This window comes from Paraniabella hibiscisoli (genome assembly GCF_022512515.1).
GTDB lineage: Bacteria > Bacteroidota > Bacteroidia > Chitinophagales > Chitinophagaceae > Niabella > Niabella hibiscisoli.
Window position 1 is genome coordinate 442,708 of the sequence record NZ_JAKWBK010000001.1, and the last position, 22,313, is coordinate 465,020.

General features: G+C 42.5%; 26 protein-coding genes and 1 pseudogene. 10 read left to right on the plus strand and 17 right to left on the minus strand.

Going from position 1 to position 22,313, the window contains the following annotated elements:
* Positions 1-22: 22 nt before the first annotated feature.
* Positions 23-997 (minus strand): TonB-dependent receptor, encoded by a 975-nt coding sequence (locus MKP07_RS02765; RefSeq protein WP_240844903.1) that lies wholly within the window; start codon positions 995-997, stop codon positions 23-25.
* Between the two features lie 294 nt (positions 998-1,291).
* The gene (locus tag MKP07_RS02770; protein WP_240844904.1) at positions 1,292-1,870 is read right to left on the minus strand and encodes a hypothetical protein; all 579 of its coding nucleotides are present in this window, start codon (positions 1,868-1,870) and stop codon (positions 1,292-1,294) included.
* A gap of 710 nt (positions 1,871-2,580) precedes the next feature.
* Here MKP07_RS02770 and MKP07_RS02775 point away from each other — a divergent pair.
* The 5 genes from MKP07_RS02775 (at position 2,581) to MKP07_RS02795 (ending at position 6,195) form a co-directional block, all read left to right on the plus strand.
* Positions 2,581-3,000: an RNA-binding S4 domain-containing protein gene (locus MKP07_RS02775; RefSeq protein ID WP_240844905.1), complete on the plus strand. Its 420-nt coding sequence runs from the start codon at positions 2,581-2,583 to the stop codon at positions 2,998-3,000.
* Between the two features lie 174 nt (positions 3,001-3,174).
* Positions 3,175-3,678, plus strand: coding sequence for an RNA polymerase sigma factor (locus tag MKP07_RS02780; protein ID WP_240844906.1), 504 nt, complete (start codon positions 3,175-3,177; stop codon positions 3,676-3,678).
* The gene (locus MKP07_RS02785; RefSeq protein ID WP_240844907.1) at positions 3,668-4,279 is read left to right on the plus strand and encodes a hypothetical protein; all 612 of its coding nucleotides are present in this window, start codon (positions 3,668-3,670) and stop codon (positions 4,277-4,279) included. Before MKP07_RS02780 ends, MKP07_RS02785 begins: the two co-directional genes overlap by 11 nt.
* A 45-nt stretch (positions 4,280-4,324) precedes the next feature.
* Complete coding sequence (trmD, locus tag MKP07_RS02790; protein ID WP_240844908.1) at positions 4,325-4,933, plus strand: tRNA (guanosine(37)-N1)-methyltransferase TrmD; 609 nt, start codon at positions 4,325-4,327, stop codon at positions 4,931-4,933.
* A 152-nt stretch (positions 4,934-5,085) separates the two neighbouring features.
* The gene (locus tag MKP07_RS02795; RefSeq protein WP_240844909.1) at positions 5,086-6,195 is read left to right on the plus strand and encodes a DUF2911 domain-containing protein; all 1,110 of its coding nucleotides are present in this window, start codon (positions 5,086-5,088) and stop codon (positions 6,193-6,195) included.
* A gap of 163 nt (positions 6,196-6,358) precedes the next feature.
* On the opposite strand, the gene MKP07_RS02800 is transcribed toward MKP07_RS02795, so the two are convergent.
* Together MKP07_RS02800 and MKP07_RS02805 are read right to left on the minus strand one after the other, a co-directional pair.
* Positions 6,359-6,532, minus strand: a complete 174-nt coding sequence (locus tag MKP07_RS02800; RefSeq protein WP_240850621.1) for a hypothetical protein — start codon at positions 6,530-6,532, stop codon at positions 6,359-6,361.
* Positions 6,532-7,755, minus strand: coding sequence for a class II fumarate hydratase (locus MKP07_RS02805; protein WP_240844910.1), 1,224 nt, complete (start codon positions 7,753-7,755; stop codon positions 6,532-6,534). The genes MKP07_RS02800 and MKP07_RS02805 overlap by 1 nt, the downstream gene beginning before the upstream one ends.
* Before the next feature lie 341 nt (positions 7,756-8,096).
* On the opposite strand from MKP07_RS02805, the gene MKP07_RS02810 reads away from it, so the two are divergent.
* The gene (locus MKP07_RS02810; RefSeq protein ID WP_240844911.1) at positions 8,097-10,208 is read left to right on the plus strand and encodes a heavy metal translocating P-type ATPase; all 2,112 of its coding nucleotides are present in this window, start codon (positions 8,097-8,099) and stop codon (positions 10,206-10,208) included.
* 286 nt (positions 10,209-10,494) lie between these two features.
* On the opposite strand, the gene MKP07_RS02815 is transcribed toward MKP07_RS02810, so the two are convergent.
* The 13 genes and pseudogenes from MKP07_RS02815 to MKP07_RS42010 form a co-directional block, all read right to left on the minus strand.
* Positions 10,495-10,887, minus strand: a complete 393-nt coding sequence (locus MKP07_RS02815; RefSeq protein WP_240844912.1) for an Imm7 family immunity protein — start codon at positions 10,885-10,887, stop codon at positions 10,495-10,497.
* A 173-nt stretch (positions 10,888-11,060) separates the two neighbouring features.
* Positions 11,061-11,384: a hypothetical protein gene (locus tag MKP07_RS02820; RefSeq protein ID WP_240844913.1), complete on the minus strand. Its 324-nt coding sequence runs from the start codon at positions 11,382-11,384 to the stop codon at positions 11,061-11,063.
* A gap of 2 nt (positions 11,385-11,386) precedes the next feature.
* On the minus strand, positions 11,387-11,899 hold the full coding sequence (locus tag MKP07_RS02825) for an MFS transporter (RefSeq protein ID WP_240844914.1): 513 nt from the start codon (positions 11,897-11,899) through the stop codon (positions 11,387-11,389).
* On the minus strand, positions 11,893-12,318 hold the full coding sequence (locus MKP07_RS02830; protein WP_240844915.1) for an MFS transporter: 426 nt from the start codon (positions 12,316-12,318) through the stop codon (positions 11,893-11,895). Before MKP07_RS02830 ends, MKP07_RS02825 begins: the two co-directional genes overlap by 7 nt.
* Before the next feature lie 66 nt (positions 12,319-12,384).
* Complete coding sequence (locus tag MKP07_RS02835; RefSeq protein ID WP_240844916.1) at positions 12,385-12,870, minus strand: RagB/SusD family nutrient uptake outer membrane protein; 486 nt, start codon at positions 12,868-12,870, stop codon at positions 12,385-12,387.
* Positions 12,851-13,261, minus strand: a complete 411-nt coding sequence (locus tag MKP07_RS02840) for a hypothetical protein (RefSeq protein WP_240844917.1) — start codon at positions 13,259-13,261, stop codon at positions 12,851-12,853. Before MKP07_RS02840 ends, MKP07_RS02835 begins: the two co-directional genes overlap by 20 nt.
* 32 nt (positions 13,262-13,293) lie before the next feature.
* Positions 13,294-13,953, minus strand: a complete 660-nt coding sequence (locus tag MKP07_RS02845) for a RagB/SusD family nutrient uptake outer membrane protein (protein WP_240844918.1) — start codon at positions 13,951-13,953, stop codon at positions 13,294-13,296.
* A 139-nt stretch (positions 13,954-14,092) separates the two neighbouring features.
* Entirely contained in the window at positions 14,093-15,952 is a 1,860-nt protein-coding gene (locus MKP07_RS02850) for a TonB-dependent receptor domain-containing protein (protein ID WP_240844919.1), read from the minus strand.
* Positions 15,949-16,278 (minus strand): hypothetical protein, encoded by a 330-nt coding sequence (locus MKP07_RS02855; protein ID WP_240844920.1) that lies wholly within the window; start codon positions 16,276-16,278, stop codon positions 15,949-15,951. The genes MKP07_RS02850 and MKP07_RS02855 overlap by 4 nt, the downstream gene beginning before the upstream one ends.
* Before the next feature lie 23 nt (positions 16,279-16,301).
* A complete protein-coding gene (locus MKP07_RS02860) occupies positions 16,302-16,706 on the minus strand; it encodes a TonB-dependent receptor plug domain-containing protein (protein ID WP_240844921.1) in 405 nt (134 codons plus the stop codon).
* A gap of 8 nt (positions 16,707-16,714) precedes the next feature.
* Complete coding sequence (locus tag MKP07_RS02865) at positions 16,715-16,930, minus strand: carboxypeptidase-like regulatory domain-containing protein (protein WP_240850624.1); 216 nt, start codon at positions 16,928-16,930, stop codon at positions 16,715-16,717.
* 2 nt (positions 16,931-16,932) lie between these two features.
* Positions 16,933-17,112: a hypothetical protein gene (locus MKP07_RS02870; RefSeq protein ID WP_240844922.1), complete on the minus strand. Its 180-nt coding sequence runs from the start codon at positions 17,110-17,112 to the stop codon at positions 16,933-16,935.
* A gap of 70 nt (positions 17,113-17,182) precedes the next feature.
* Positions 17,183-18,702: pseudogene (locus MKP07_RS42010) on the minus strand (trehalase family glycosidase).
* A 153-nt stretch (positions 18,703-18,855) separates the two neighbouring features.
* Between MKP07_RS42010 and MKP07_RS02885 the strand changes: the two are divergent.
* From MKP07_RS02885 to MKP07_RS02895, 4 genes are all read left to right on the plus strand, one after another.
* Positions 18,856-19,344, plus strand: a complete 489-nt coding sequence (locus MKP07_RS02885; RefSeq protein ID WP_240844925.1) for a cupin domain-containing protein — start codon at positions 18,856-18,858, stop codon at positions 19,342-19,344.
* 117 nt (positions 19,345-19,461) lie between these two features.
* On the plus strand, positions 19,462-19,701 hold the full coding sequence (locus MKP07_RS42015) for a helix-turn-helix domain-containing protein (protein ID WP_394803527.1): 240 nt from the start codon (positions 19,462-19,464) through the stop codon (positions 19,699-19,701).
* A 117-nt stretch (positions 19,702-19,818) separates the two neighbouring features.
* On the plus strand, positions 19,819-21,735 hold the full coding sequence (locus MKP07_RS02890) for a RecQ family ATP-dependent DNA helicase (RefSeq protein ID WP_240844926.1): 1,917 nt from the start codon (positions 19,819-19,821) through the stop codon (positions 21,733-21,735).
* Between the two features lie 133 nt (positions 21,736-21,868).
* Positions 21,869-22,303, plus strand: a complete 435-nt coding sequence (locus MKP07_RS02895; RefSeq protein ID WP_240844927.1) for a hypothetical protein — start codon at positions 21,869-21,871, stop codon at positions 22,301-22,303.
* The last annotated feature ends 10 nt before the right edge of the window (positions 22,304-22,313 follow it).

Genomic DNA, 22,313 nt, shown 5'->3' on the forward strand with positions numbered 1-22,313 from the left:
GCACTAATATTATCATAGCTTTTCAATTTATCTCGGGGTCGTCGTTACTATTAGTATAGCCTCCGCTTATATTTAAAGCGCCGAATTTCCCTCCCAGCTCTACCCCTTTTGTAAGTGAAAAACTGCTGCTTCCACCATTAAAGTTTATATTGGCATTATAGGGAGTTCTCCCCGCCTTCGTTGTAATAAGTATGGCACCATTGGTAAAGTCTCCATATCGTGCGGTACCAACTCCCTGGATCACTTCTATACTAGCGATATTGGACATAGGTATATCACGTAAATCAAAGCCATTATACGTCACATCCAGTACAGATTGATGCAGGCCGAATACGTAGGAACCACTCAACCCTCTTGATGATAAACCTCGACTTTGCATATCTGTTTCATTGCTAATGCGAATCCCGTCTATGAATATGGCTACTCCAAAAGAATTATTCATAGCATCTGCGCCACCAGAACTGGTTCTTAATGTGATTGTTTGGGGCGACTGTAAGTCTGGGGCGACTGTTTTTCTACCAGGCAATGTATTTAGCACATCCATTAATGAAAAAGCCTGTAACTGTCTAATAGCTTCCTCATCAAAAACGATAGAAGAGGCTGAGTTCTGGTTTTTGATCGTACCCGTTACCACTACATCATTCAATGTTAAACTCAGGTTGGCCAATACCACTTTCACAACAGAAGCGTATTCAGCCTTTTTTAACACAATGGTTTGGGTTGCCTTATTTACATGCGAAATTTCCAGCGTAATGCTGTCTAACCCTAAAAAATCCGAAGAAAACTCGAAAATACCATTCGCATTGGTTGTCTTTGATGCGAGCTCGGCTCCATCTAAACTCAATTTTGCGGTAGCAAACTGTAATGGCTTACCTTGCGTATCCTCTACCCGGCCGTGGATGCCCCCGGCATTTTGTGCGCATAACGCAGAAGCAATAAAATTTGCTACAAGCGAAAACAGCCCAATATAAAAATATTTAGCGATAGTTCTCTTCATTTCGAGTTGCAAAATTATCACCAAGTCAACCCCTTGTGTTTACGAAATGCGGAAAATTATACTCTTAATAGAGAAAAATGATCTCGTTTCTCATATATCAATAGAAATTGAGTTAATCATTTCGACTTAAATACATAAGTATGAGAAATAATTTTTAAACACAACTGATTATAAAAATCCCGACTGCTTGAGACAATCGGGAAGAATTAGCAACTACTATTATATCAAAGCCATTTATTAGACCTTGTCACCCAACTAGATCCTATCTCTTTAGATATTTTAGAGAAATAAAACTCATTGAATTTTAAAAAATGATCCATCTGGACAATCTTGCGCTGCTTGGTTTAGCGCACTTCGTTCGCTGGGAGAGTTAGAAGCTTGAAACTTCACGGTCATTACACCCTCCATTGGACCGATCCAAATAAAACTAGACGTTGGGGTACCATAATACTTTGTACCTCCAGGACAAAGAACCTCATAAGGAATTTGATTGATTCTAGCCAAATTTATAGCAATATCATCATTACCTACCCCGCCGTAATCTTCTATTATCTCCGATGGCGCCATAACGCCACTCATTATACATTCATTAGCATGCAATTCATATTCGCAATCCATAGAGGATATGCTTCGAACTAGACTGGTATTTAGTGGTAGGTTATGATTAAAAACAACCAATGTATCCTTCAATTTGAAAAACTGAAATCCTTGGACTCTGATTTCAAAGTCCTCTTTATATCCCTTGGCTTTTAATATCTCAATCCTTTCATGAATATATTCATCAGCATTTTGTACTTCATCAACACTTGTATCCTTGTTACATCCTATAGCTAGCACCATAGTTAATATACAAAACAGAAATAATTTTTTCATAACTTTTTTTTTAAACATTGACTATTTGACATAAAATTTTTAAGCTAAAATAATTGTTCTTCAAATTAAGAACGCTAGAAAATAAAAAATGATCATTTCTGTTGGGGAGATTTGTTTTTCATTTCATTTGTGTTTTACTTCTTTAATATCGAGAGTTTTTAACCCCAAAGTATTAACAGAGGGATAAATTTTTTATGTAAAGAATTCTTCCATTGCACACACCTAAAGTGAAAGTTGCGCTTTTAAAATTATTTTGGCTTGGAAAGGCATTTGACTTCAGTCCATCTATTGTTATAAGACGATGTCTTTCAATTTGAACTAACTTTATCGTCTCATACAACTTCTTCAGTCTGCAACTGCAGTCATCTTCTCAACTCTACATGAAATCTATTATAGTGTGTGAAAGTTTTAATGTTGTTTTCCGGTGTAGCTGTATCCAAAAGAGCTAGCTGCATAATATTTTATTGGTGATTCAATCTTGGTCGTATTTTCTAGCATTGGGCCGCAAAAAACAGGTTAAAATAAATAAGTCGGTTAATGCTAATCAAAAATAAATCTAAATCAATGCACCTGTTTACGAAATGCGGAAAATATCAATTGACTAAAATCAATTTCATTGTTTCAACATAGTGTACATTCAGGAGTGAACAGGAGAACTACCTGAACCCGGTCCAATACGGAAATAAAAAAATCAATGTAATTTTGACCTGATGACAGACAAAGAAAAATTACGCCTCGATAAATATTTATGGTCTATCCGCCTGTTTAAAACCCGGCGGATTGCTACCGATGCCTGCAACGATAACCGGGTGAAATACCAGGAAGAATCGGCCAAACCGGGTAAAAACGTGCACTTGGGAGATATATATGATATAAGAACCGAAGGCCGTAAATGGCGTATTAAAGTAACCGGGCTTTTACATACCCGTTTGAAATACGAAGAAGCCATCAAATATTACACTGATCTGACTCCGCCTGAAGAACTGGAAAAATCAAATAACCAGGCTGCTTCCTTCTACAGCGGTAAGCGCCTGAGCAAAATTGGCCGTCCTACCAAAAAGAACGTCGCAGCCTGGATGGCTTTATGGACGGGGACGAACTACCCGAAGAAAATTTATAACGGACTGTAACGAATGCTGTTCGCCCGGTACTAACCTATTACATGAAGTGTTACCCCGCCTGTTGCAGTCGGGCAGGTGCCAGGATGCTATGACGCAAAGGAGAAAAAGATCTTTCTTTGCTAATAAGCAGCGCGCCTTTGTGGCTTCGCGATTAACAAATAGTATCATTATTCAATCACCATTTTGGCAGAAAAAGAGCAGGCATTTTTACAACTCATGAAGCAACATGCAGGCATACTGCATAAGGTTGCCCGCCTGTATATGGATACCGATGCCGACCGGCAAGACCTTATACAGGAAATGATGGCGCAGCTCTGGCGTTCTTTTCACAGCTTTAATGGTGGCAGCCAGTTTTCCACCTGGATGTACCGCGTGGCATTGAACACCGCATTAACCTGCCTGCGCAATAATAAAAAGCACACCGATCACTTAGTATACGCCGAAGCGCCTGAAGTGGCCGACCACAGTGTTCATCCGCAAAAGCAGGCGCAGCTGGATGTTTTTTATGCGGCCACCCATTATTTAAACCCGGTTGAGAAAGCACTGATCTTTTATTTCATGGAAGGCCTTTCGCACAAAGAGATCGGATTACAGCTGGGCATCAGCGAAGTAAATGCCCGCGTAAAGCTGAACCGCACCAAAGAAAAATTACAGAAAATCATTAAATCATTGGGCTATGAATTTTGACAACTTAAAATCAGAATGGGATAAAGAAAGCACCGAAAATGTGCAAATACCCGATGCCATAGAAAAGCTGCAAACGGCCAAACACCCGCTGGCTCAGCTAAAAGCTACAATGAAGAAGGAGTTGCAAATGCAGGTAGTTAGCCTGGCATTATTTATTTTCTTCCCATTCATTCTTCAAATGGAGTCTTCGCTCTACCTCATCTATTACCTGGGTTTTATGCTCATCACCGTTATATCTGTGTATTACCTGGTAGCATTTTCAAAGTTTTACAAAACAGTCGATTCCTTCGACCTGGCTACAAAAGACCAGCTACTGGAAATTTACTTTGACCTGCGTTTGAATATGGAACGGTATAGGTCCTGGGCTTTTTTGCTTACCCCCTTCCTGATGTTCACCATTGGGCTTTTCTCCTATAGCCATTTATTAAGAGCGGGAAAGTGGGACAATTTTACCGGGCTGCCCGTTGTGCTCTTGTTTGTAATAGGATTTGCCTCGATGATCTTTATGATCGCTGCTACCAACTGGTGGCTAAAATACTATTATGGAAAATATGTTGATCAACTGAAAGCCGTGATCGATTCACTAAAAGAAGACAATTAACGGGCCTGGCCGGAATAATATCTGCCTACGGCTTAAATTTGCAGCATGCATATCGATATACTTACCGTGTTACCCGACCTGTTGACCAGTCCTTTTGAGCATAGCATTATGAAACGTGCGCAGGATAAGGGCCTGTTGACCGTTAAAGTACATCAACTACGCCAATGGGCGGTGAACGAGTATGGACAAATAGACGACTATCAATATGGTGGCGGGGCAGGTATGGTAATGATGTGCGAACCCCTGGCTAATGCCATTGAGCAATTGTCGAAAGACCGGACTTACGATGATATTATTTACTTAACACCGGATGGTGAGCGCCTGAACCAGAAAATGGCCAACAGCTTTTCGCTTAAAAATAACCTGCTCATGATCTGCGGGCATTATAAGGGTATTGACGAACGTATCCGCCAGCAATATGTAACCAAAGAAATATCTATTGGCGATTATGTATTAAGCGGCGGTGAGCTGGCGGCGGCAGTATTGGTAGATTCTATCGGAAGACTGCTACCCGGCGTGTTGGGTGATGAAACCTCAGCCCTCACCGATTCTTTCCAGGATAATTTACTTGCCCCTCCTGTATATACCCGCCCCGTTGATTTTCGTGGCCTTAAAGTACCGGATGTATTAATGAGCGGCGACCACAAAAAATAGACAACTGGCGCTACGAGCAGTCGGTTCAGCGTACTAAAGACAGGAGGCCTGACTTGCTGGAGGATTAACTTTTATATATACGGTATTTTTCATCAGCAGACGGTATAGAACAGGGAGACCCGCTATCGTAGCTTTGTATAAATACTTTTGCCATGAGAAATCAATTTCTAGTAATCCTGCTTTGTCTTGTTTCATCCATATGCGTGCAAGGGCAGTCGTTAACCACATTACCCAGCGGCGGCAATAAAAAAGCCACTGTAAGTGAACAGGTAGGACTAACGGATATTACGATACAGTACAGCCGGCCGGCAGTGAAAGGGCGCGAAGGAAAGATATGGGGAGCCTTGGTGTATGAAGGATTTGGCGACCTGGGTTTTGGTAATAGTAAGGGCGCCCCCTGGCGGGCAGGTGCCAATGAAAACACAACCATCAGCTTTTCTAATCCTGTTAAGATAGAAGGACAGCCCATTCCTGCAGGCACTTATGGTTTCTTTATCGCCTATTATCCCAATGAATGCATATTGATATTTTCTAAAAATCATAATTCCTGGGGTAGCTATTACTATAACGAAGCAGAAGACGCTCTTCGGGTGAAGGTAACGCCTCAAAGCCTTGACAAATCGGTTGAGTGGCTGCAGTATGCATTCACCAATCAATCAGAATCTGCTGCCGCTATAACTTTAAGCTGGGAAAAATTATCCATCTCTTTCCGGGTAGAAACAGATTATGTAAATGATCAGTTGAATATGTTCAGACAGGAGCTAAGAACAGAAAAAGGCTTTGCCTGGCAGGGATGGGAGCAAGCGGCTCAATGGTGCCTGCAACATAATACCAACCTGGAGCAAGCCTTATTATGGTCAGATTCTGCTACGGGAAAGAGCTTTGGCGGAGACCAGCAATTTGCTACCTGGAACACCAAATCCCAAATACTCGAAAAGCTGGGGAAAAGCAACGAAGCTGCGCAGGCCATTCAAAAAGGATTGCCCTTTGCGGGCATGAACGATATGCATCAATACGCACGCACCTTGATACAACAGAAAAAAACAAAAGAAGCCGTAGCTGCATTTAAAGCCAACTTTAAAAAATTTCCGGGTACTTACACAACGCTGATGGGAATGGCAAGAGCTGCTTCTGCTGAAGGTGATTACAAAGCATCATTGAAATATGCACAGCAGGCTTTACCACTGGTTACAGAAATCAATACAAGGAATTCTATGCTCGGGATCATAGAAAAGTTAAAGGCAGGAAAAGATATCAATTAAAATACAAAAGCCACGGATACACTGATCATATTTGTACATTCATTGCATTTAATATTTTGTTTTATATTCCATAGCTTACTATGAAATAAAAAGCCTCGAATACACAAATCATATACATCATCTGTGCATCCGTGGCTATATTTCTTTAAAAGATAAGTAAAGCCTATATTTTCCCCACCATCTTCGCAGGTATTACCCACTCATCAAATTCTTTGTCGGTCAAATAACCCAGCTTCAAAGCCATCTCTTTCAAAGTCGTTCCTTCTTTATGCGCTTTCTGTGCTATTTCAGCTGATTTGTAATAACCAATCTTGGTATTTAATGCAGTTACCAACATCAATGAGTTATCCAGGTGTTTTTAATATTAGCCTGAATTGGCTCTATGCCCACCGCACATTTATCGTTGAACGAGACACAACCGTCTCCTATCAGCCTGGCACTATTCAGGAAGTTGTAGATCATCACCGGCTTAAATACATTCAACTCAAAATGGCCATTAGCACCTCCGATGCTTATCGCCACATCGTTACCCATTACCTGTGCCGATATCATCGTTAAAGCTTCACATTGGGTAGGGTTTACTTTACCCGGCATGATAGAAGAGCCCGGCTCATTATCCGGTATAAAGATCTCGCCAATGCCACTACGCGGACCGCTTGACAACATGCGGATATCATTCGCTATTTTCATCAGGCTTACGGCAACTGTTTTTAATGCTCCGTGTGCTTCAACAATCGCATCGTGTGCCGCCAGCGCTTCAAATTTATTTTCCGCTGTTTTAAAAGGTAGCTTGGTCAGTTTCGCGATCTCAGCCGCTACGTTTACATCGTAACCTTCAGGTGTGTTAATACCCGTTCCTACTGCTGTCCCCCCCAGTGCCAATTCACTCAGGTGAGGTAGTGTATTTTTTATCGCTTTTAATCCGTGATCCAGTTGCGATACATATCCGCTTATTTCCTGACCCAGTGTTAACGGAGTAGCATCCATAAAGTGGGTGCGACCGATCTTCACCACTTTCATGTATTGTTTGCTCTTCTTCTTTAAAGTATCGCGCAGCTTTTCAATACCCGGTATGGTTACTTCTACCAGTATTTTATAAGCCGCGATGTGCATAGCTGTTGGGAAAGTATCGTTACTGCTCTGGCTTTTATTTACATCATCATTCGGATGCAGGAATTTTTCTTTGTCGGTCAGCTTTCCGCCGTTCAACACATGACCTCTGTAAGCTACCACCTCATTTACATTCATATTGCTTTGGGTACCGCTACCGGTTTGCCATACCACTAATGGAAACTCTGCATCCAGCTTACCATCCAGTATTTCATCGCATACTTTACCAATCAGCACACTTTTATTTTTAGCTAATACTTTAGCCTTTTGGTTGGTAATCGCAGCGGCTTTTTTCAGGTAAGCAAAGGCGCGGATAATTTCTTTGGGCATTCTATTGGTATCCTGCGCTATTTTAAAATTCTCAATAGAACGCTGGGTTTGTGCGCCGTAAAACGCCTGGGCAGGCACTTTTACTTCTCCCATGGTGTCCTTTTCAATCCTGTATTCCATAATTATTTAAAATTTATTTAATAGGTGATGCTAACAAACGTACAGAAAAATTCTCATCCGTTTTTTACTTTGTGTTATAACATTTTCGTAAACGTTTGCGTTCTTTCCGATGCACTCCCCATAACACCTGCCATTCGGGGCTTTATCCTACCAATTCTTCATGCGGTGGGCCCCGGCTATGGCTTTACGCAACCCCATTGCAATAATAGTTACTGATTCTGCAACCTTGTTTTAATAATAGGCGGGGCGAAGGCCCGGGGCATTTCAACCTTGCAATAACTTTGCATGTTATAATAGTGAGTTATGGAAACCAATAAAAAATACAATGGAAAGTAGAGGGCATGGACTGTGCCACCTGTGCACTAACCATTAATAAATACCTGAATAAAGAAGGCGCAAAAGATGTAAAAGTAAATTTTGCTACCGGCGCTGTAAGCTTTGAAAACAATAGCAATCTCGCGGTTGATAAAATCACGAAAGGCCTGGCAGACCTGGGTTACACGGTTGCTGGTGAAGCATCCCATCATGATCATGCACACGGGCATAATCATGAAAACAGTAAAACAGGTTTCTTAAAAAACAACGCCCAACGCTTCTGGTTTTGTTTGCCTTTTACGCTGATATTGATGCTACACATGATACCGGCCCTGCATCATAGCTGGATCATGCAACCCTATGTACAGCTGGCCTTGAGCTTACCGGTTTATATAGTAGGCATATCTTTCTTCGGGGTAAGCGCCTGGAAAAGTATTCGTAATGGCATGCTCAATATGAATGTGCTGATCGCCATTGGCGCCACGGCTGCTTTCGTTTATAGCCTGTATGGAACTTTAACCGGCCAGGATGCCTATATATTTTACGAAACCGCAGCTACTGTAATCACATTGGTTTTCCTCGGAAATTTCATTGAAGAAAAAGCGGTAGACTCTACACAGGCACAATTAAAAAAATTATCAGAAAGCCAGGTGGTGATGGCTAATATGATCGCCTATGATAATGAACATAATGAAAATGTGTTCCCGGTAGAAACCAGCTCCCTGCGTACCGGAGACCTGATCCTGATCAAAAGCGGCGAGCAGGTGCCAACAGACTGTAAGATACTCTGGGGCGACGTGAGCGTGAACGAGGCCATTATTACAGGAGAAAGCGCACCTGTTCAAAAAGGTTATAAGCAGGAGCTGATTGGCGGCAGTGTAGTAACAGATGGTACAGTGAAGGCCCAGGTAACAGCTGTGGGTAAGGATACTGTTTTAGCCGGCATCATTAATATGGTACAGGAAGCCCAGGGAGAGAAACCACCCGTGCAGCAAATGGCCGATAAAATCAGCGCCATTTTTATCCCTGTAGTATTGGGCATTGCTGCAATAACACTGGCAGCAAACTGGATCATTTTAAAAGAGTTTACCCCAGCCCTGATGCGCGCTATTGCTGTATTAGTCATTGCCTGTCCCTGTGCCATGGGCCTGGCTACCCCTGCTGCTATTGCGGTAGGATTAGGAAGAGGCGCCCGCAATGGTATCCTATTTCGTAATGCCACCAGTCTCGAAAACTTTAAAAATATAAAGCAGGTTGTATTTGATAAAACCGGCACACTTACTACGGGTCAGTTTGCCATCACCGATTATACAATACTGGATAATCGTATTGATGAACCTGCATTCCAACTGCTGGTGTATTCTATGGAAAAGTACTCCAATCACCCAATAGCCAAGGCTCTTATTAAAGAATGGAAAACCAAAGGAGAGATACGCTGGCAGAAGGTAGAAGAAATAAAAGGTGAAGGCATGCGGGCGCTGGATAAAGCCGGGAATGAGTACCGGGCCGGTTCTTATAAAATCGCAGCACATTTAACAAAAGATGACAGTCATAATATTTATGTATTGGAAAATAATACACTGATAGGTTACATCAATGTAGCAGATGAGTTAAGACCCGAAGCCAAACAGGTAGTAAGCTATTTTCACAACCGGGGCATTAAAACCGTATTGCTGAGCGGCGACAAGCAATCGAAAGCGCAACATATTGCCAACACACTCGGCATTGACGAAGTGATCGCTGAAAAAACACCCGAGCAAAAGCTGCAGATCATTGCGCAGAAAAATGCTGAAACGCCGACAGCCATGGTAGGCGACGGCATTAATGATGCGCCTGCTCTTGCAAAAGCCACCATTGGTATTAGTATGAGCGATGCTTCGCAGATAGCTATGCAAACCGCACAGGTGGTGCTTATGAATCATGGCTTAAAGAACTTACCCATGGCATTGGGACTTGGGAGGCATACTTATAAAACCATTAAAGAAAACCTGTTCTGGGCTTTCTCTTATAATATCATTGCCATACCCATCGCGGCTCTTGGCTTTTTAACGCCTTCATTCGGCGCATTGATCATGGCATTTAGTGATGTAGTGCTGGCGGCCAATAGCAGCCGGTTGCTGGTGAAGAAAGTGGATTAAACCATGAGTTAGTTGTGTGCCATGAATTCACGAATGATAATAAAAAAGCTTCCGTATATTCGTGGTGATAAGAACAAAAATTATTTAACTTATCTGGCATAGCTGTTGTCATAAGTATCTGTCCATATCGGTCTTTTTAGTGTCATACCGTCTATTGCTTCTTTCTTCGCCTGAGATATCTTACTATGAAAACAAATAGTAAACCGCCACCACAAGCAAACTCAGATGTAGGCAATCTGGAGTAATAAGTTGCATTTTTTATTGTTTTCTTTAGCCCTGATAAGACCTAATACTGTTCTATTATAGAATTCGTTGGAGACAGCATTGAATCTTTTAATTCCTCTACCTTTCCTTTGGCCATTCGGTATATCGTAAAATTATAAACATCTGCCTCATCATTTCTCAAATAAAAGATACCATATGAGCCAATTGCCGTTTTCGTAATAAACTCCCATATTTCCAATACATCGTCAATTTCTTTTCCCCAATGGTTTATATATCCTTCCCAACGCAGGATGGCAGCCCCATTGATAAATTGCACTTGTGTTCGGGACTTAGTTTCCAAAATCTTATTATTAATATCCTTTATAATTTTACGCAATTGCAAATCTTCATCCAGGTTCTCCTCTTCGACTTTGTAGCTCGCACTTATATTTGCCCAGCCGTAATATTCTACCATAATTCATACTTTTTCACCGTTATTGGTGTTTATTACCGCCATAAATGTAGTCGATCATTTCCTTTTGTCTATGCTTATAAATATAATATATGCCACGAATGCACAAATGATAGTAAAACATCCGTGCATTCGTGGCAATAAAAAACAATATTTATCTGCTGGCAGGTTACCCTCTATGCCGCTGCATTAGCTGACGCTACGGCAACAGACTGGCTCTTCTTCTTAATAATCCGCTGTATTACCAACACTGAAACAATCAACAATATCATCGGGATTAGTAACACATAAAAGGCCTTTATCCCTCCTACTTCTCCAAACAGTATACCCACGATCCGCGAACCGAGGGTACCTCCAAGAGCAGAAAAAATAATGATAAGGCCGGACATGGGCGAATGCAGATTCTTCGGCAAATGGCTTAATACCGTTGAATTGAGCAATGGATAAATGGGAGCTATGAACAAGCCTATCAAAGGTAACATAAAACCTAACAGCGGCACATCTAAAAAGCTGGCCAGCCTGGTAATAGGCGCAGCAATATTGAGCTGTGGCAGTATAGCGAGCAACAAGGCGATAGACAACAACGCACAGCCAATGACAATAACCGCCCAGGAAATTTTTTAGACAACCAACCGGCAACAAACCTCCCTACCGCCAGTGATATGGCTAACAGCGATGCCATCTGTACACTTAGCTTTTCTGAAAATGAAAATATCTTTTCGTTAAAACGGGGTAGCCAGGTCATGATCCCTTGTTCAATCATCACAAAGAAAAAAGCCGAACAGATAAATACCAATACCAGGGGAACAGCGATCAGGGAGAAAGAGCTTTTAAGATCCTCCCTCCAGTTAGCACCGGCAGTGGAGGCAGGTATTTGAACATTCGATAAAATAAGGAACAGGAAAGAAACAACAATACCACCGCAAAGCAACAGGTATACATTGAGCCAGGCATTGGTATCCGTTTCCGAATAAAAAGCGGGGAACAGGAAATAAGCACTGGCAATACCTACCATAAAAATCCTTCTACGGAGCTCATTAAGGCCGAATGCTGCCGGGGCCCGTCGGTAACCACACCAACCAAACTATACACCGATAACTTGATCAACGCAAAGCTTACTCCTACTGATAAGAACATCATTTTGGCTGACCAGAAACTATTGCCAAAGCGCATACCCAGGCAGCCTACAAATACAATGGCAAGCGCGATCAGCATGGCCCTTTTATAACCCAGCCGCGGTAAGAAAGAAGCAATAAAAAAAGATACAATGGCAATGGGCAGGTCTTTAAACGCTTCCAATATAGAAGCTGCTTTTTCATCCACCCCGTATACATTAATAGACTTAGCAATAACAATACCCACACTATTCAACAGTATGGCAAAAACAAAATAGTTGATATAAAGCGAGAGCTTGATTTTCCAGTTAGTTGACATAACCTAGACTTTAAAAATGAAAGGCCATTAATTTGCTAATGGCCTTTCAGAAAACAACGGAAGAAATTAGTATCCTGTATTTTGCTTCAGATTCGGATTTACCGCAATCTGCTGGCTTGGTATTGGGTATACCAATGTTTTAGGATCGGGATCAGCAGCTTTCTCCTGCCAGGCTACGAGATACTTACCAAACCGGATCAGGTCCTGCCTTCTCCACCCTTCCCAATACAGCTCGCGCGCACGCTCGTCCAGCAAATTATCCAATGTCAAAGAACCGAACGCAGTAATGCCCCTATTAGCTCTTATCGCATTTACCAAACCCAGCGCTTCTCCTGCAGTGCCTGTACCACCTCTTAAAATGGCTTCAGCCTGCATCAGCAACACATCCGAATAGCGATACACCACCCAATCATTATTTCTTTGCCCGGTAACACTATAATCAAATGCATATTTCATGGGTCGGATACCTGCGGTTTCCAACGTAGCCCCTGAAGTGCGTATAGTTACTTCGCGGGTAAACACTAAGGGCGCATTAGCCGGGTTCCTGGCCATTAAAGGGCATTCGTTTTCCAGTCATATTGTTGCCCTGCAAAAAAGCCAACATTCTGCCGGTTAAATCCTTTGGTTTTATTATAAGTGGTATCAGCCGGATAATTATAATAAATACCTCTGCGCTCATCATTGGCGGCAAACTTATCGTAGTAGTCAGATAAGGTAGACCAGCCGTTCCAGCCCCCGGGCTCATATTGTAGTGGGCAATAGTGTTCCAGGCCCTGTCCACATTACCACCCCTTTCACCGTTCTTATTTAAAAGGGTATAAATGTTTTCTGTAGATTTCACATCGTTATCTGGTGCAAAATTATCAAAGTATTTGCCGGCTGCAGACACGCTGTATAATCCGGAGCTTTTGATTTCATTGGCCAATGTGATTACCCGATTCATATCCTCTGCGGCAAACGTCGGCGCCTGCCTGTTCAAAAAGCACCCTTATTCAGGTATATTTTCATCAGCAAAACTTTGGCTGCATTTCGGTTGGCAACATAAGCAGCCGTGGGACCGTTGAGCGGTAAGCTGTTCAAAATTTCATTCAAATCTTTGACCATATAGTCAATGGCAGCCTGTGGCTGGAGCACTTCGGGTGCAATCCTGAAATCTTCCAAAGCAGCCCCTTCTCTTACGGGAACCACACCATACAGGTCTACCATATCAAACATGGCTAAAGCCCGTATAAACCTGGCTTCAGCGGCCTGTTGCGCACTGGGGCTATATTTCAACACATTGGTAGCATTATAAATAGCCGTACCCAGGCTTACAAAAGTACTGTTCATATAACCGTTGTCCGCATTCCAGGTATGCAGGTGAATAGCGCGGTGCATACCATTATCATCCCAGTCGCCACCCCGCGTGGGGGCGATAGCCGCATCGGTTGAGACCTCCTGCATTACCCATCTTTGCTCTTGTTGGTAGGGCGTATTCAAAGAAGTGTAAGCGGTAACCAAAAGACCCGCCGGATCTATATTGGCATTTCCTTCGCCCAGCTCTCCTTTAAACTCCTCATTGAGCTTGGTGCAGGAAAACGTTCCTGCCGCCACCGAGCCCATCAGTAATGTATATAATAAATATTTCGATTTCATCTGTTTAATTTTTATGTTCCTCGGGTATTATCCGTTGAAACAGGTTATCAATGGACTGTATAAAGCATAAAAATTTACTTCCGGTTTTCAGTTGTTGATGCAATCCTTTTATGCTTTGCCTTATCATGAGATTCCAGCTTTATAAAGAAAAGTTGACTCCTAATAAAATGGTTCTTGCCGGAGGATAAGGCAGGTACTCAATACCTAAAGAAGGAATACCATTAGTGGCACCATCGGTATTTACTTCAGGATCAAAGCCGGTGTATTGGGTAATAATAAACAGGTTTTGCCCGGTAAGCGATACATTGAAGTTCTTCAACGTATTTCCAATATTACCTACTCTATAACTTAAAGTAAGATTGGCCATTTTCAGGTAATCGCCTTTCTCCAGATATCTTGTAGAAGGTGCCGCTGAATTAGAGATCGACTCTTTTACACCGGTATTAAAAAATGAGGATCCGATATTCCTTAGAGAAAGGTTACTTAAACCAAGCGTGGTAGCCGCTGTATTATTAAACAGGTAATGTCCCATTGCGCCATTCATATTAGCGCCCACTGTGAATTTTTTATACGTTACGTTGGTTGAAATACCCAGCAATGTGGTTGGGTTGGGACTATTGTTATAAAACTTATTGATGGCCGGATCGTTGGCACTGCTGATGCTGCCGTCTGCCCCGCGGTACATGCTCATGCCGGTTTGAGGATCGATACCTTCATGAATAGCGAGGTACCAAACATTCAACGGCTGACCATTTACCATTCGCTGGCCCAATACGCCTGAAAAACCCTGGCCTCTCAACGCGCCTGTTTCGTAATATCCTACCAAACCACTTACACTATTTTTTAAGAACGTAACATTACCGGTGAGGTCCCAGGTCCAGTCCTGGCTTTTTACAATGGTTCCTGTAAGTGCAATCTCAACCCCTTTGTTCACCACTTCACCATCCAGGTTTACCCACACACGACCCGCAGGCGCCGGCTGGGCCAGTGTTTGCTCAAATAAGGCATCAGTTGTTTTTTTATTGAAGTAATCAATCGATCCATATAAACGATTATTCAAAATAGAGAAGTCGATACCCGCATTGATCGTAGCAGAGGTTTCCCATTTCAGATCAGGATTACCATAGTTGGCCTGGCTGATGCTGCGGTTGCCAAACACCAACCTGTTTAAAGAAGCTCCAGAAGGAAACTCCTGGTTACCGGTTTTACCCCAACCCAATCTCAATTTAAGCTGGTTGATATGACTATTACCTTTTAAGAAGGCTTCTTCAGCGATATTCCAGGCAATGGCTACAGATGGGAATATTGCATACTTGTTGTTAGCCCCAAACTTGGTAGAACCATCTCGCCTTGCAGTAGCGGTAAACAAATAGCGACTAAGATAATTAAAACCACCCCTTACAAAAAGAGACTGCAGCTGGTTGGTTGGACTTCTGTAAGATGCGATCTCCCTTGTAGCCGGAGTTGAATATTGCATATAGTCAAAATAGTCTAACCCAACATAATTAAAACCGCGACCGAAACTTATGTTATTATTAAAATTATAGTCGAGATATTCATAACCGGCAACGGCATTGATATTCCAGTCATCACTTACCTGTTTATTATAGGATAGGGTATGCGTCATTTGCTGGTTGGTTTCTCCATTATTTGAGATGAAAGCCTGCTCATCGTTTAAACCGTTGGCGGGATCAATAATGCCGGCTCTGTATATACCTTCACGATTACCGGTTTGCCTCATCACACTGTAGATAAAACGATATTCGAGGTCGTCGGTAAATTTGTAATAGGGCGCCAGGTTTACCACCATGGTATTGGTTACCGACCGGTCTTTAAAAGCGTCAATGCTGGCTAAAGGATTACGGGTAGAGGTATTGATAAATGTAAGATTGCCCTGATCATCTCTTAACGGGCGGGTGGGGTTCCACTGCAAGGCCTGGGATATCAGGTTACCCTGCGAACCTACCATAGCGCTGATAGGCGCATACTGGTTATTCATCTGTGTGAGAAATAAGGCGAAATCAATCCAAGCCTCCTGCTTTCGAGAAAGCGGAAGTTGCCCGTAAAATTGGCGGTATATTTTTTTAATTGAGATCCGATGATAATACCGTTCTGGTTCTGGTAACCTCCTGACAGGCGGTATTTACCATGCTCTGTACCACCCGATACATCTGCATAATAATTTTGCGTTACCGCATTGCGCGTAATTTCTTTAAACGCATCCACATCGCTTCCAAAATCTGCATTCGCGGCTTCTGCAGGGGTATAATAGTTCAATGCCTCTCTGAATCGTGATGCATCTAGTACGTCGGGATATTCACGCATATTGGAAATACCGGTTGCCGCTCCTACTGAAAGAACCGGAGGACCGGCTTTACCTTTTTAGTGGTGATGATCACTACCCCATTGGCGCCCCTTGAACCGTATATAGCTGTAGCAGATGCATCTTTTAAGATATCCATACTGGCTATATCGCCGGGGTTCAGGTAGGTAAGCGGATTTCCCCGGTCGGAAGAAAAATCGCCGCGCCCTTCAGGTAAAGGAGAGTTGCCCGACATGGGCACTCCGTCTAAAACAAACAAAGGGTTATTACTGGCTCTTATGGAAGAGTTACCCCTGATACGTACTGTAACCGACCCACCGGGTTGGCCGGTATTATTGATCACCATTACACCAGGTGTTTTACCCTGTATCAACTGATCAGGATTGGTCATTACTCCTTTATTAAAATTTCGTTCGCTGATCGTCACCATCGAACCGGTCAGGTCTTTTTCCGCGCCGTTCCGTAGCCGATCACTACTACTTCATCAATACTCTGTGCTACCGGCGTAAGTGTAAAATCAACTGTTTGGGCTTTGCCATCAGCAATATTAACCGATTGGGTGCCGGATGTGTACCCTATAAACGATGCCGTAACCGTATAGTTACCATCTTCGAGTTTGCTAAAAGAAAAAGCGCCATCGCTTCCTACAGAAATACTTAAGTTTTTTCTACTATTACTACTGTAGCGCCGGCCAAAGCTTCTCCCTTATCGGAGCTCACTTTACCGCTGATTGTGCCGGACTGCGCATAGCTGTTGAAGGCGAAAAGCAATTGCAGCAGCAGGAATACTCCTGCAATTCTTGCAGTTCGCCCGATCCATAAAGGTGGTCTTTCCATAATCATTGAGTTTAAAGTTTGAATTAAAAAGAGATTCATTGGCAAAACGTTTATTAATTAATAGCTATTCTCATACATTTTTCATTTTCAGGTAAACCCCATTGGTCCACCCAAAGCCGTCCTGGTTGGGGTACTCTCCACCGGTATCCTTGTCATCATAACTCTTTACTACCGGGTACTTCTCCATTAGCTTTCCTGTTTGTGCAAAACGATGTTCTACATTGTTTATCCAGCTGCTCCTGATTCCATCGGCCAGGCCTGAATCACCATATTGCCGGGCAGCTTTGTAGCCTACCCATTGCAAAGGCGCCCAACCTTTGGGAGCATCCCATTGTTGCTCTGTTACTACATCAGTAGTCAGCAAGCCTCCATCCTTTAACAAATACTCGTTTACAAACGCCAGAACATGCGCTGCACGCTCAGCCGAACTAATACCTACATACAAAGGGAACAGCATAGCAAGCGATCGTGATCCCGTATGATGTTTATGCTGGAAATGATAGTCTTTATACACTTTATCCTGCTCATCCCATAAGTAATTTTCAATGGCGTCAACTCTCCCGGCAACTATCGTTTCAAATTTTATTCTCATGTTCCTGTTATCTGAAACGGTATAGGCATCTAACAATGTTTGTTCAAGATGCAGCATCATACAGTTCAGATCAACCGGAATAATTTCTGTAGTACAAATACTGTGCAGATTCTTACCATCTGCCAGCCAGCGGCGGCTTGAAAAATCCCAGCCAGACTCACAGGCAGCCCTTAAATTGCGATATAAATTTTTATTTCCGGGCGCCAGCTCCATTAAAGCAACATCCAGCGCATAACCTTCGGGCCGGGGAGTGTTTTCTGCATCCCAATAGCGGTTTAATAAAGAACCGTCTTCCATTTTTACGATACGCAGATCAGCTTGCCCACCGCTCAGGCTTTCTGCACCTTTCATCCAGAAAGCGTATTCTTTTTCCAGCGCTTCCAGATATTTCACCAGTACAATTTCTCCCCTGACATCCTCCAGTAGCCGCACCATAGCTGAATAAAAGGGATCTGCGAACGCGTAAGATAGTAGGTACGACTGGCGTTGGGTATAAACCCGATACTGTGAATCAGGTAAGTAAAATTGTCGATCATGCCTTCTACCAGGTCTAACCGGCCGCTTTCAACCAAACCCAGCATGGTGAAATAACTGTCCCAATAATATAATTCATTGAACCTGCCGCCAGGAGCCACATAGGGATGGGGTAAGCCTATCAAAGAACCATTATCTGTAGTATTGATGCGGGTTAGATTATCCCATAGTTTTAAAATATAGTCGTCGATATTAGCTACCTCCCGTGTAGATTTGAGATTAACCTGAACAGGCAATGAAAAATTTTCTTTCACAAAAACCAAAAGATCAAAATCGGGATCATTCTTCTGGTTCTCATATTTTGCTGCAATATGGGGCAATGCATACAGCGGCTCTGCATCAACAAAAGTCTTTTGATCCTTAAACACATGCCGGGCCTGTACATCGGCCAGCAAAACCCCAATAACTGAAGCGTTTGTAGCAATCATACTATTATGTTTTGAAATGAGCAATCGGCAAAGCATTCAACTACCTGGCAGCAATCATCCGGTTTTAATCCAGATAGTTTACATCGTTTATACATAACAAAAGTCAACAACCTGGCGCGATTTACATACAACACTATTCACTTTTTATTGAACGCTATTAATCATTTTTTATTTATATTTAACAGAATAATGAAAATAGAATACGAAATTGTAAAAGCCGACCCCGGCAGCTCCTTTAGACTTCTACATCATAAAATGGTTCGGGAATCCGATTTTGTGTGGCAGTTTCATTATCACCCGGAGTTGGAACTTGTTTTTGTACCGGCGGGAAGCGGCACAAGACATGTTGGTAATCACCTGAGCACTTATCACCAGGGAGACCTGGTGCTGATAGGCAGCAATTTACCCCATTCGGGCTTTGGCCTTAACTCTTCCGGACTACACGAAGAAATTGTGCTGCAGGTAAAGCCGGAAATACTCCCCCTGCATTTTGCAGAAATGACCCGGGTGGAAGCAATGCTGGACAGGGCAAAATATGGTCTGTCATTTTCCGGAACCGTCAAAGAAGAAGTAGGCGCCGTTATGAAGGCGATGGTTCATCAACCCCTTTCAAAAAATGTTGCTGCTGCTGGAGATTATGGAAATATTAGCGAATTCAGAAGCGTACACTATTCTTAACAGCAGTATTGTATCCCCGGCATTACTTTCAAACATAAAGCCCGCCTGCAAAAAGTATTTTCTTATGTAGAAAAAGAGTACGCGGGCAACGTACAGGTACAAAAAGCGGCAACCCTGGTGGGACTATCGGTACCTTCATTTTGCAATTTTTTTAAAAAAACCACACAGATCACTTTTTCTGATTTTGTCAATCAGTACCGGATACAAAAATCTTGTATGCTGCTTCACCAGGACAAAAGCATTTCGGAGGTTTGCTTTGAATGCGGTTTTAATAACGTCACCTATTTTAACCGGCTATTCAAACAGGTTATGAATGAAACACCCTCGGGCTTTAAAAAAGAAAATAAGCCGGTTTAGCGAAGTGGCTTAACGGGTAATACTTACTATATCCTGAAATTTTACTCCTCATCCACCTGGCTTCTTTACAGTTATATAATAATTGATGTATTTTAGAGCCGGCGTAATTAGCCCAATATGAACTCACTGGCGCAGGAAACTCTTAAAGAATATTTTGGCTTCGATCATTTCCGCCCGATGCAGCAGGAAATAGTAGAAGCCGCATTGCAGGGTAGCGATGTGCTGGCACTAATGCCTACAGGCGGAGGTAAATCTCTTTGTTACCAGGTACCGGGTCTTGCAAAAGATGGCTTATGCCTGGTTATATCCCCTCTTATTGCTTTAATGAACGACCAGGTACAAAACCTGAGAAAGAAAAACATTACCGCCTTTAGCATACATGCAGGCATGCAGCGAAAAGATGTGATCAGCGTACTGGAAACAGCGGCTCACAGCAATTGTAAATTCCTGTATGTATCGCCTGAGCGACTTGAGAGCGCGCTGTTTAAAGAATACCTTCCAGGCCTGGGTGTCAATTTCATAGCGGTTGACGAAGCGCATTGCATATCGCAATGGGGTTACGATTTCAGACCACCTTATTTACGTATTGCCAAACTCCGCGAAGAGTTACCCGGCATACCTGTTATAGCACTTACCGCTTCTGCTACTCCACTGGTACAGCAGGACATCTGCGAAAAGCTATCTATCGACACTGAAAACAGGTTCAGAATATTTCGACAGTCGTTTGAAAGGCCCAACCTTTCTTACAGTGTGTTCAATACAGAATCCCGCATCAATAAAATTGTTTCTGTTTTGAAATCAGTACGGGGATCAGCCATTGTGTACTGCAAAACCAGGAAACGCTCCAAAGAGATCAGTGAGCTACTGAATGCACAAAACATTAATGCTGATTTTTATAATGCAGGTCTTTCGTCTGATGAAAGGGCCGAAAAGCAGGAACGCTGGATCAAAAATCAGATACGCGTAATGGTATGTACCAATGCGTTTGGCATGGGCATTGACAAGCCCGATGTACGTATAGTAGTACATGCGGATGTGCCTGATTGCCTGGAGAATTATTACCAGGAGGCCGGGCGCGCAGGTAGAGATGGAGAAAAATCTTATGCTGTATTGTTGTATGATGCCATGGAGCTGGACGCCCTGAAAGCGCTACCTGATATGCGTTATCCGGGCATCGATGGCATTCGCGATGTTTATAGAAACGTGGTGCATTACCTGCAATTACCCGAAGGTGAATCGCCGGGACATAGTTACGATTTCAACCTGAAGGACTTTATCAAAAAATTTTCACAGGATATTCAAACCACTCTTTTTGGCCTTAAGGCACTGGAACAAAATGGGTGGCTTAGTTTTAACGAACAGGTTTTTAACCCGGCTACGGTACGTTTTAATATTTACAAAAATAATTTGTACGAGTACGAAAAAAACTTTGCTGATTATGAGCCGATCATCAAAATACTGTTACGCACTTACGAGGGCATTTATGATTACCCGGTAGCGATTTCAGAAGGATATATCGCCTATCTTTTAAAATCTGATACTGCGGTTGTTAAGGATCAGCTACATAAGCTACACGCAGATAGGGTCATTATATATGAGCCGCAAAAAGAAGACCCGCAGGTAATGCTTACAAGAACCCGTATAAAAACGGCTTTATTACATATAGATACCGAAGAACACCTAAAGCGTAAGAATATTTTTACGGAGCGGATCGACAAGATTATTGATTATGTAACGGACACCAGCAATTGCCGGAGTAAAATTATCGGCAATTATTTCGGCGATGCTAAAATGAATGATTGTGGCATTTGCGATAATTGCCTGAAAAAGAGAAAAGCTACCCTGTCACAGGATACATTTAATAAAATTGCCGACGAGCTGCAACAACTGCTGCAGGTAGCTTTGCCTGCAGAGGAGGTTTTTAAGCGATTAAACAGGTACTCTAAAGATCACGTATGGACGGTTATTAATTTTTGGGTAGATGAAGAAAAACTAAGCATTGAAAAGAACGGCAACATCCGTCTTTCGCATTGATGTTTCATTGCATTCGGCATCTTCCACGTCGTAATTTCATATGTATGCACCTCTAAAATTGAGGTTCCTTTTTTGCGGAAAAACGACCTGTTTTCCTTACTTTTAGCGCAATCGGAAAACAAACCTGTTATACATGCTTTTAACGGTATTGGCTGGCTTACTTACCTCTGTTCTTATTATTCCCTTTGGCAAAATTATCAAATCAAAGTGGAGCATTTTACTCATGCTCCTACCTCTGGGCTTATTTTTTTATTATTTAAGATTGGTGCCCAATGTTTCATTAGGAGAAGTGTTTCAGCAATCTACTAAGTGGATCCCCTCTCTGGGTGTTAACCTGGATTTTAAGCTGGATGGCCTTTCGCTGCTATTTGCCTTATTAATTACCGGGGTGGGAACAGCAGTTTATTTTTATGCACGTACTTATTTAAAAGGGCATCCTTACTTTGACCGGTTCTTTGGCTACCTGAGTTTATTCATGTCAGCCATGCTGGGTATGGTACTCTCAGACAATATGCTGCTTCTTTTTATTTTCTGGGAACTCACCAGCATCAGCTCTTTTTTCTCATAGGATTTAATAA

Excerpts from the sequence above, each read along its gene's own strand:
- MKP07_RS02765 (WP_240844903.1), bottom strand. The coding sequence starts at position 997 with ATGAAGAGAACTATCGCTAAATATTTTTATATTGGGCTGTTTTCGCTT.
- MKP07_RS02850 (WP_240844919.1), bottom strand. The coding sequence starts at position 15,952 with ATGAATAACCAGTATGCGCCTATCAGCGCTATGGTAGGTTCGCAGGGT.
- MKP07_RS02845 (WP_240844918.1), bottom strand. The coding sequence starts at position 13,953 with ATGAAATCGAAATATTTATTATATACATTACTGATGGGCTCGGTGGCG.
- MKP07_RS02805 (WP_240844910.1), bottom strand. The coding sequence starts at position 7,755 with ATGGAATACAGGATTGAAAAGGACACCATGGGAGAAGTAAAAGTGCCT.
- MKP07_RS02870 (WP_240844922.1), bottom strand. The coding sequence starts at position 17,112 with ATGGAAAGACCACCTTTATGGATCGGGCGAACTGCAAGAATTGCAGGA.
- MKP07_RS02815 (WP_240844912.1), bottom strand. The coding sequence starts at position 10,887 with ATGGTAGAATATTACGGCTGGGCAAATATAAGTGCGAGCTACAAAGTC.
- MKP07_RS02840 (WP_240844917.1), bottom strand. The coding sequence starts at position 13,261 with ATGAATCGGGTAATCACATTGGCCAATGAAATCAAAAGCTCCGGATTA.
- MKP07_RS02885 (WP_240844925.1), top strand. The coding sequence starts at position 18,856 with ATGAAAATAGAATACGAAATTGTAAAAGCCGACCCCGGCAGCTCCTTT.
- MKP07_RS02895 (WP_240844927.1), top strand. The coding sequence starts at position 21,869 with ATGCTTTTAACGGTATTGGCTGGCTTACTTACCTCTGTTCTTATTATT.
- MKP07_RS02835 (WP_240844916.1), bottom strand. The coding sequence starts at position 12,870 with ATGGCCAGGAACCCGGCTAATGCGCCCTTAGTGTTTACCCGCGAAGTA.
- MKP07_RS02810 (WP_240844911.1), top strand. The coding sequence starts at position 8,097 with ATGGACTGTGCCACCTGTGCACTAACCATTAATAAATACCTGAATAAA.
- MKP07_RS02795 (WP_240844909.1), top strand. The coding sequence starts at position 5,086 with ATGAGAAATCAATTTCTAGTAATCCTGCTTTGTCTTGTTTCATCCATA.
- MKP07_RS02860 (WP_240844921.1), bottom strand. The coding sequence starts at position 16,706 with ATGGTGACGATCAGCGAACGAAATTTTAATAAAGGAGTAATGACCAAT.
- MKP07_RS02770 (WP_240844904.1), bottom strand. The coding sequence starts at position 1,870 with ATGAAAAAATTATTTCTGTTTTGTATATTAACTATGGTGCTAGCTATA.
- MKP07_RS02775 (WP_240844905.1), top strand. The coding sequence starts at position 2,581 with ATGACAGACAAAGAAAAATTACGCCTCGATAAATATTTATGGTCTATC.
- MKP07_RS02830 (WP_240844915.1), bottom strand. The coding sequence starts at position 12,318 with ATGTCAACTAACTGGAAAATCAAGCTCTCGCTTTATATCAACTATTTT.
- MKP07_RS02800 (WP_240850621.1), bottom strand. The coding sequence starts at position 6,532 with ATGTTGGTAACTGCATTAAATACCAAGATTGGTTATTACAAATCAGCT.
- MKP07_RS02890 (WP_240844926.1), top strand. The coding sequence starts at position 19,819 with ATGAACTCACTGGCGCAGGAAACTCTTAAAGAATATTTTGGCTTCGAT.
- trmD (WP_240844908.1), top strand. The coding sequence starts at position 4,325 with ATGCATATCGATATACTTACCGTGTTACCCGACCTGTTGACCAGTCCT.
- MKP07_RS02785 (WP_240844907.1), top strand. The coding sequence starts at position 3,668 with ATGAATTTTGACAACTTAAAATCAGAATGGGATAAAGAAAGCACCGAA.
- MKP07_RS02825 (WP_240844914.1), bottom strand. The coding sequence starts at position 11,899 with ATGGTAGGTATTGCCAGTGCTTATTTCCTGTTCCCCGCTTTTTATTCG.
- MKP07_RS02855 (WP_240844920.1), bottom strand. The coding sequence starts at position 16,278 with ATGCGTGAATATCCCGACGTACTAGATGCATCACGATTCAGAGAGGCA.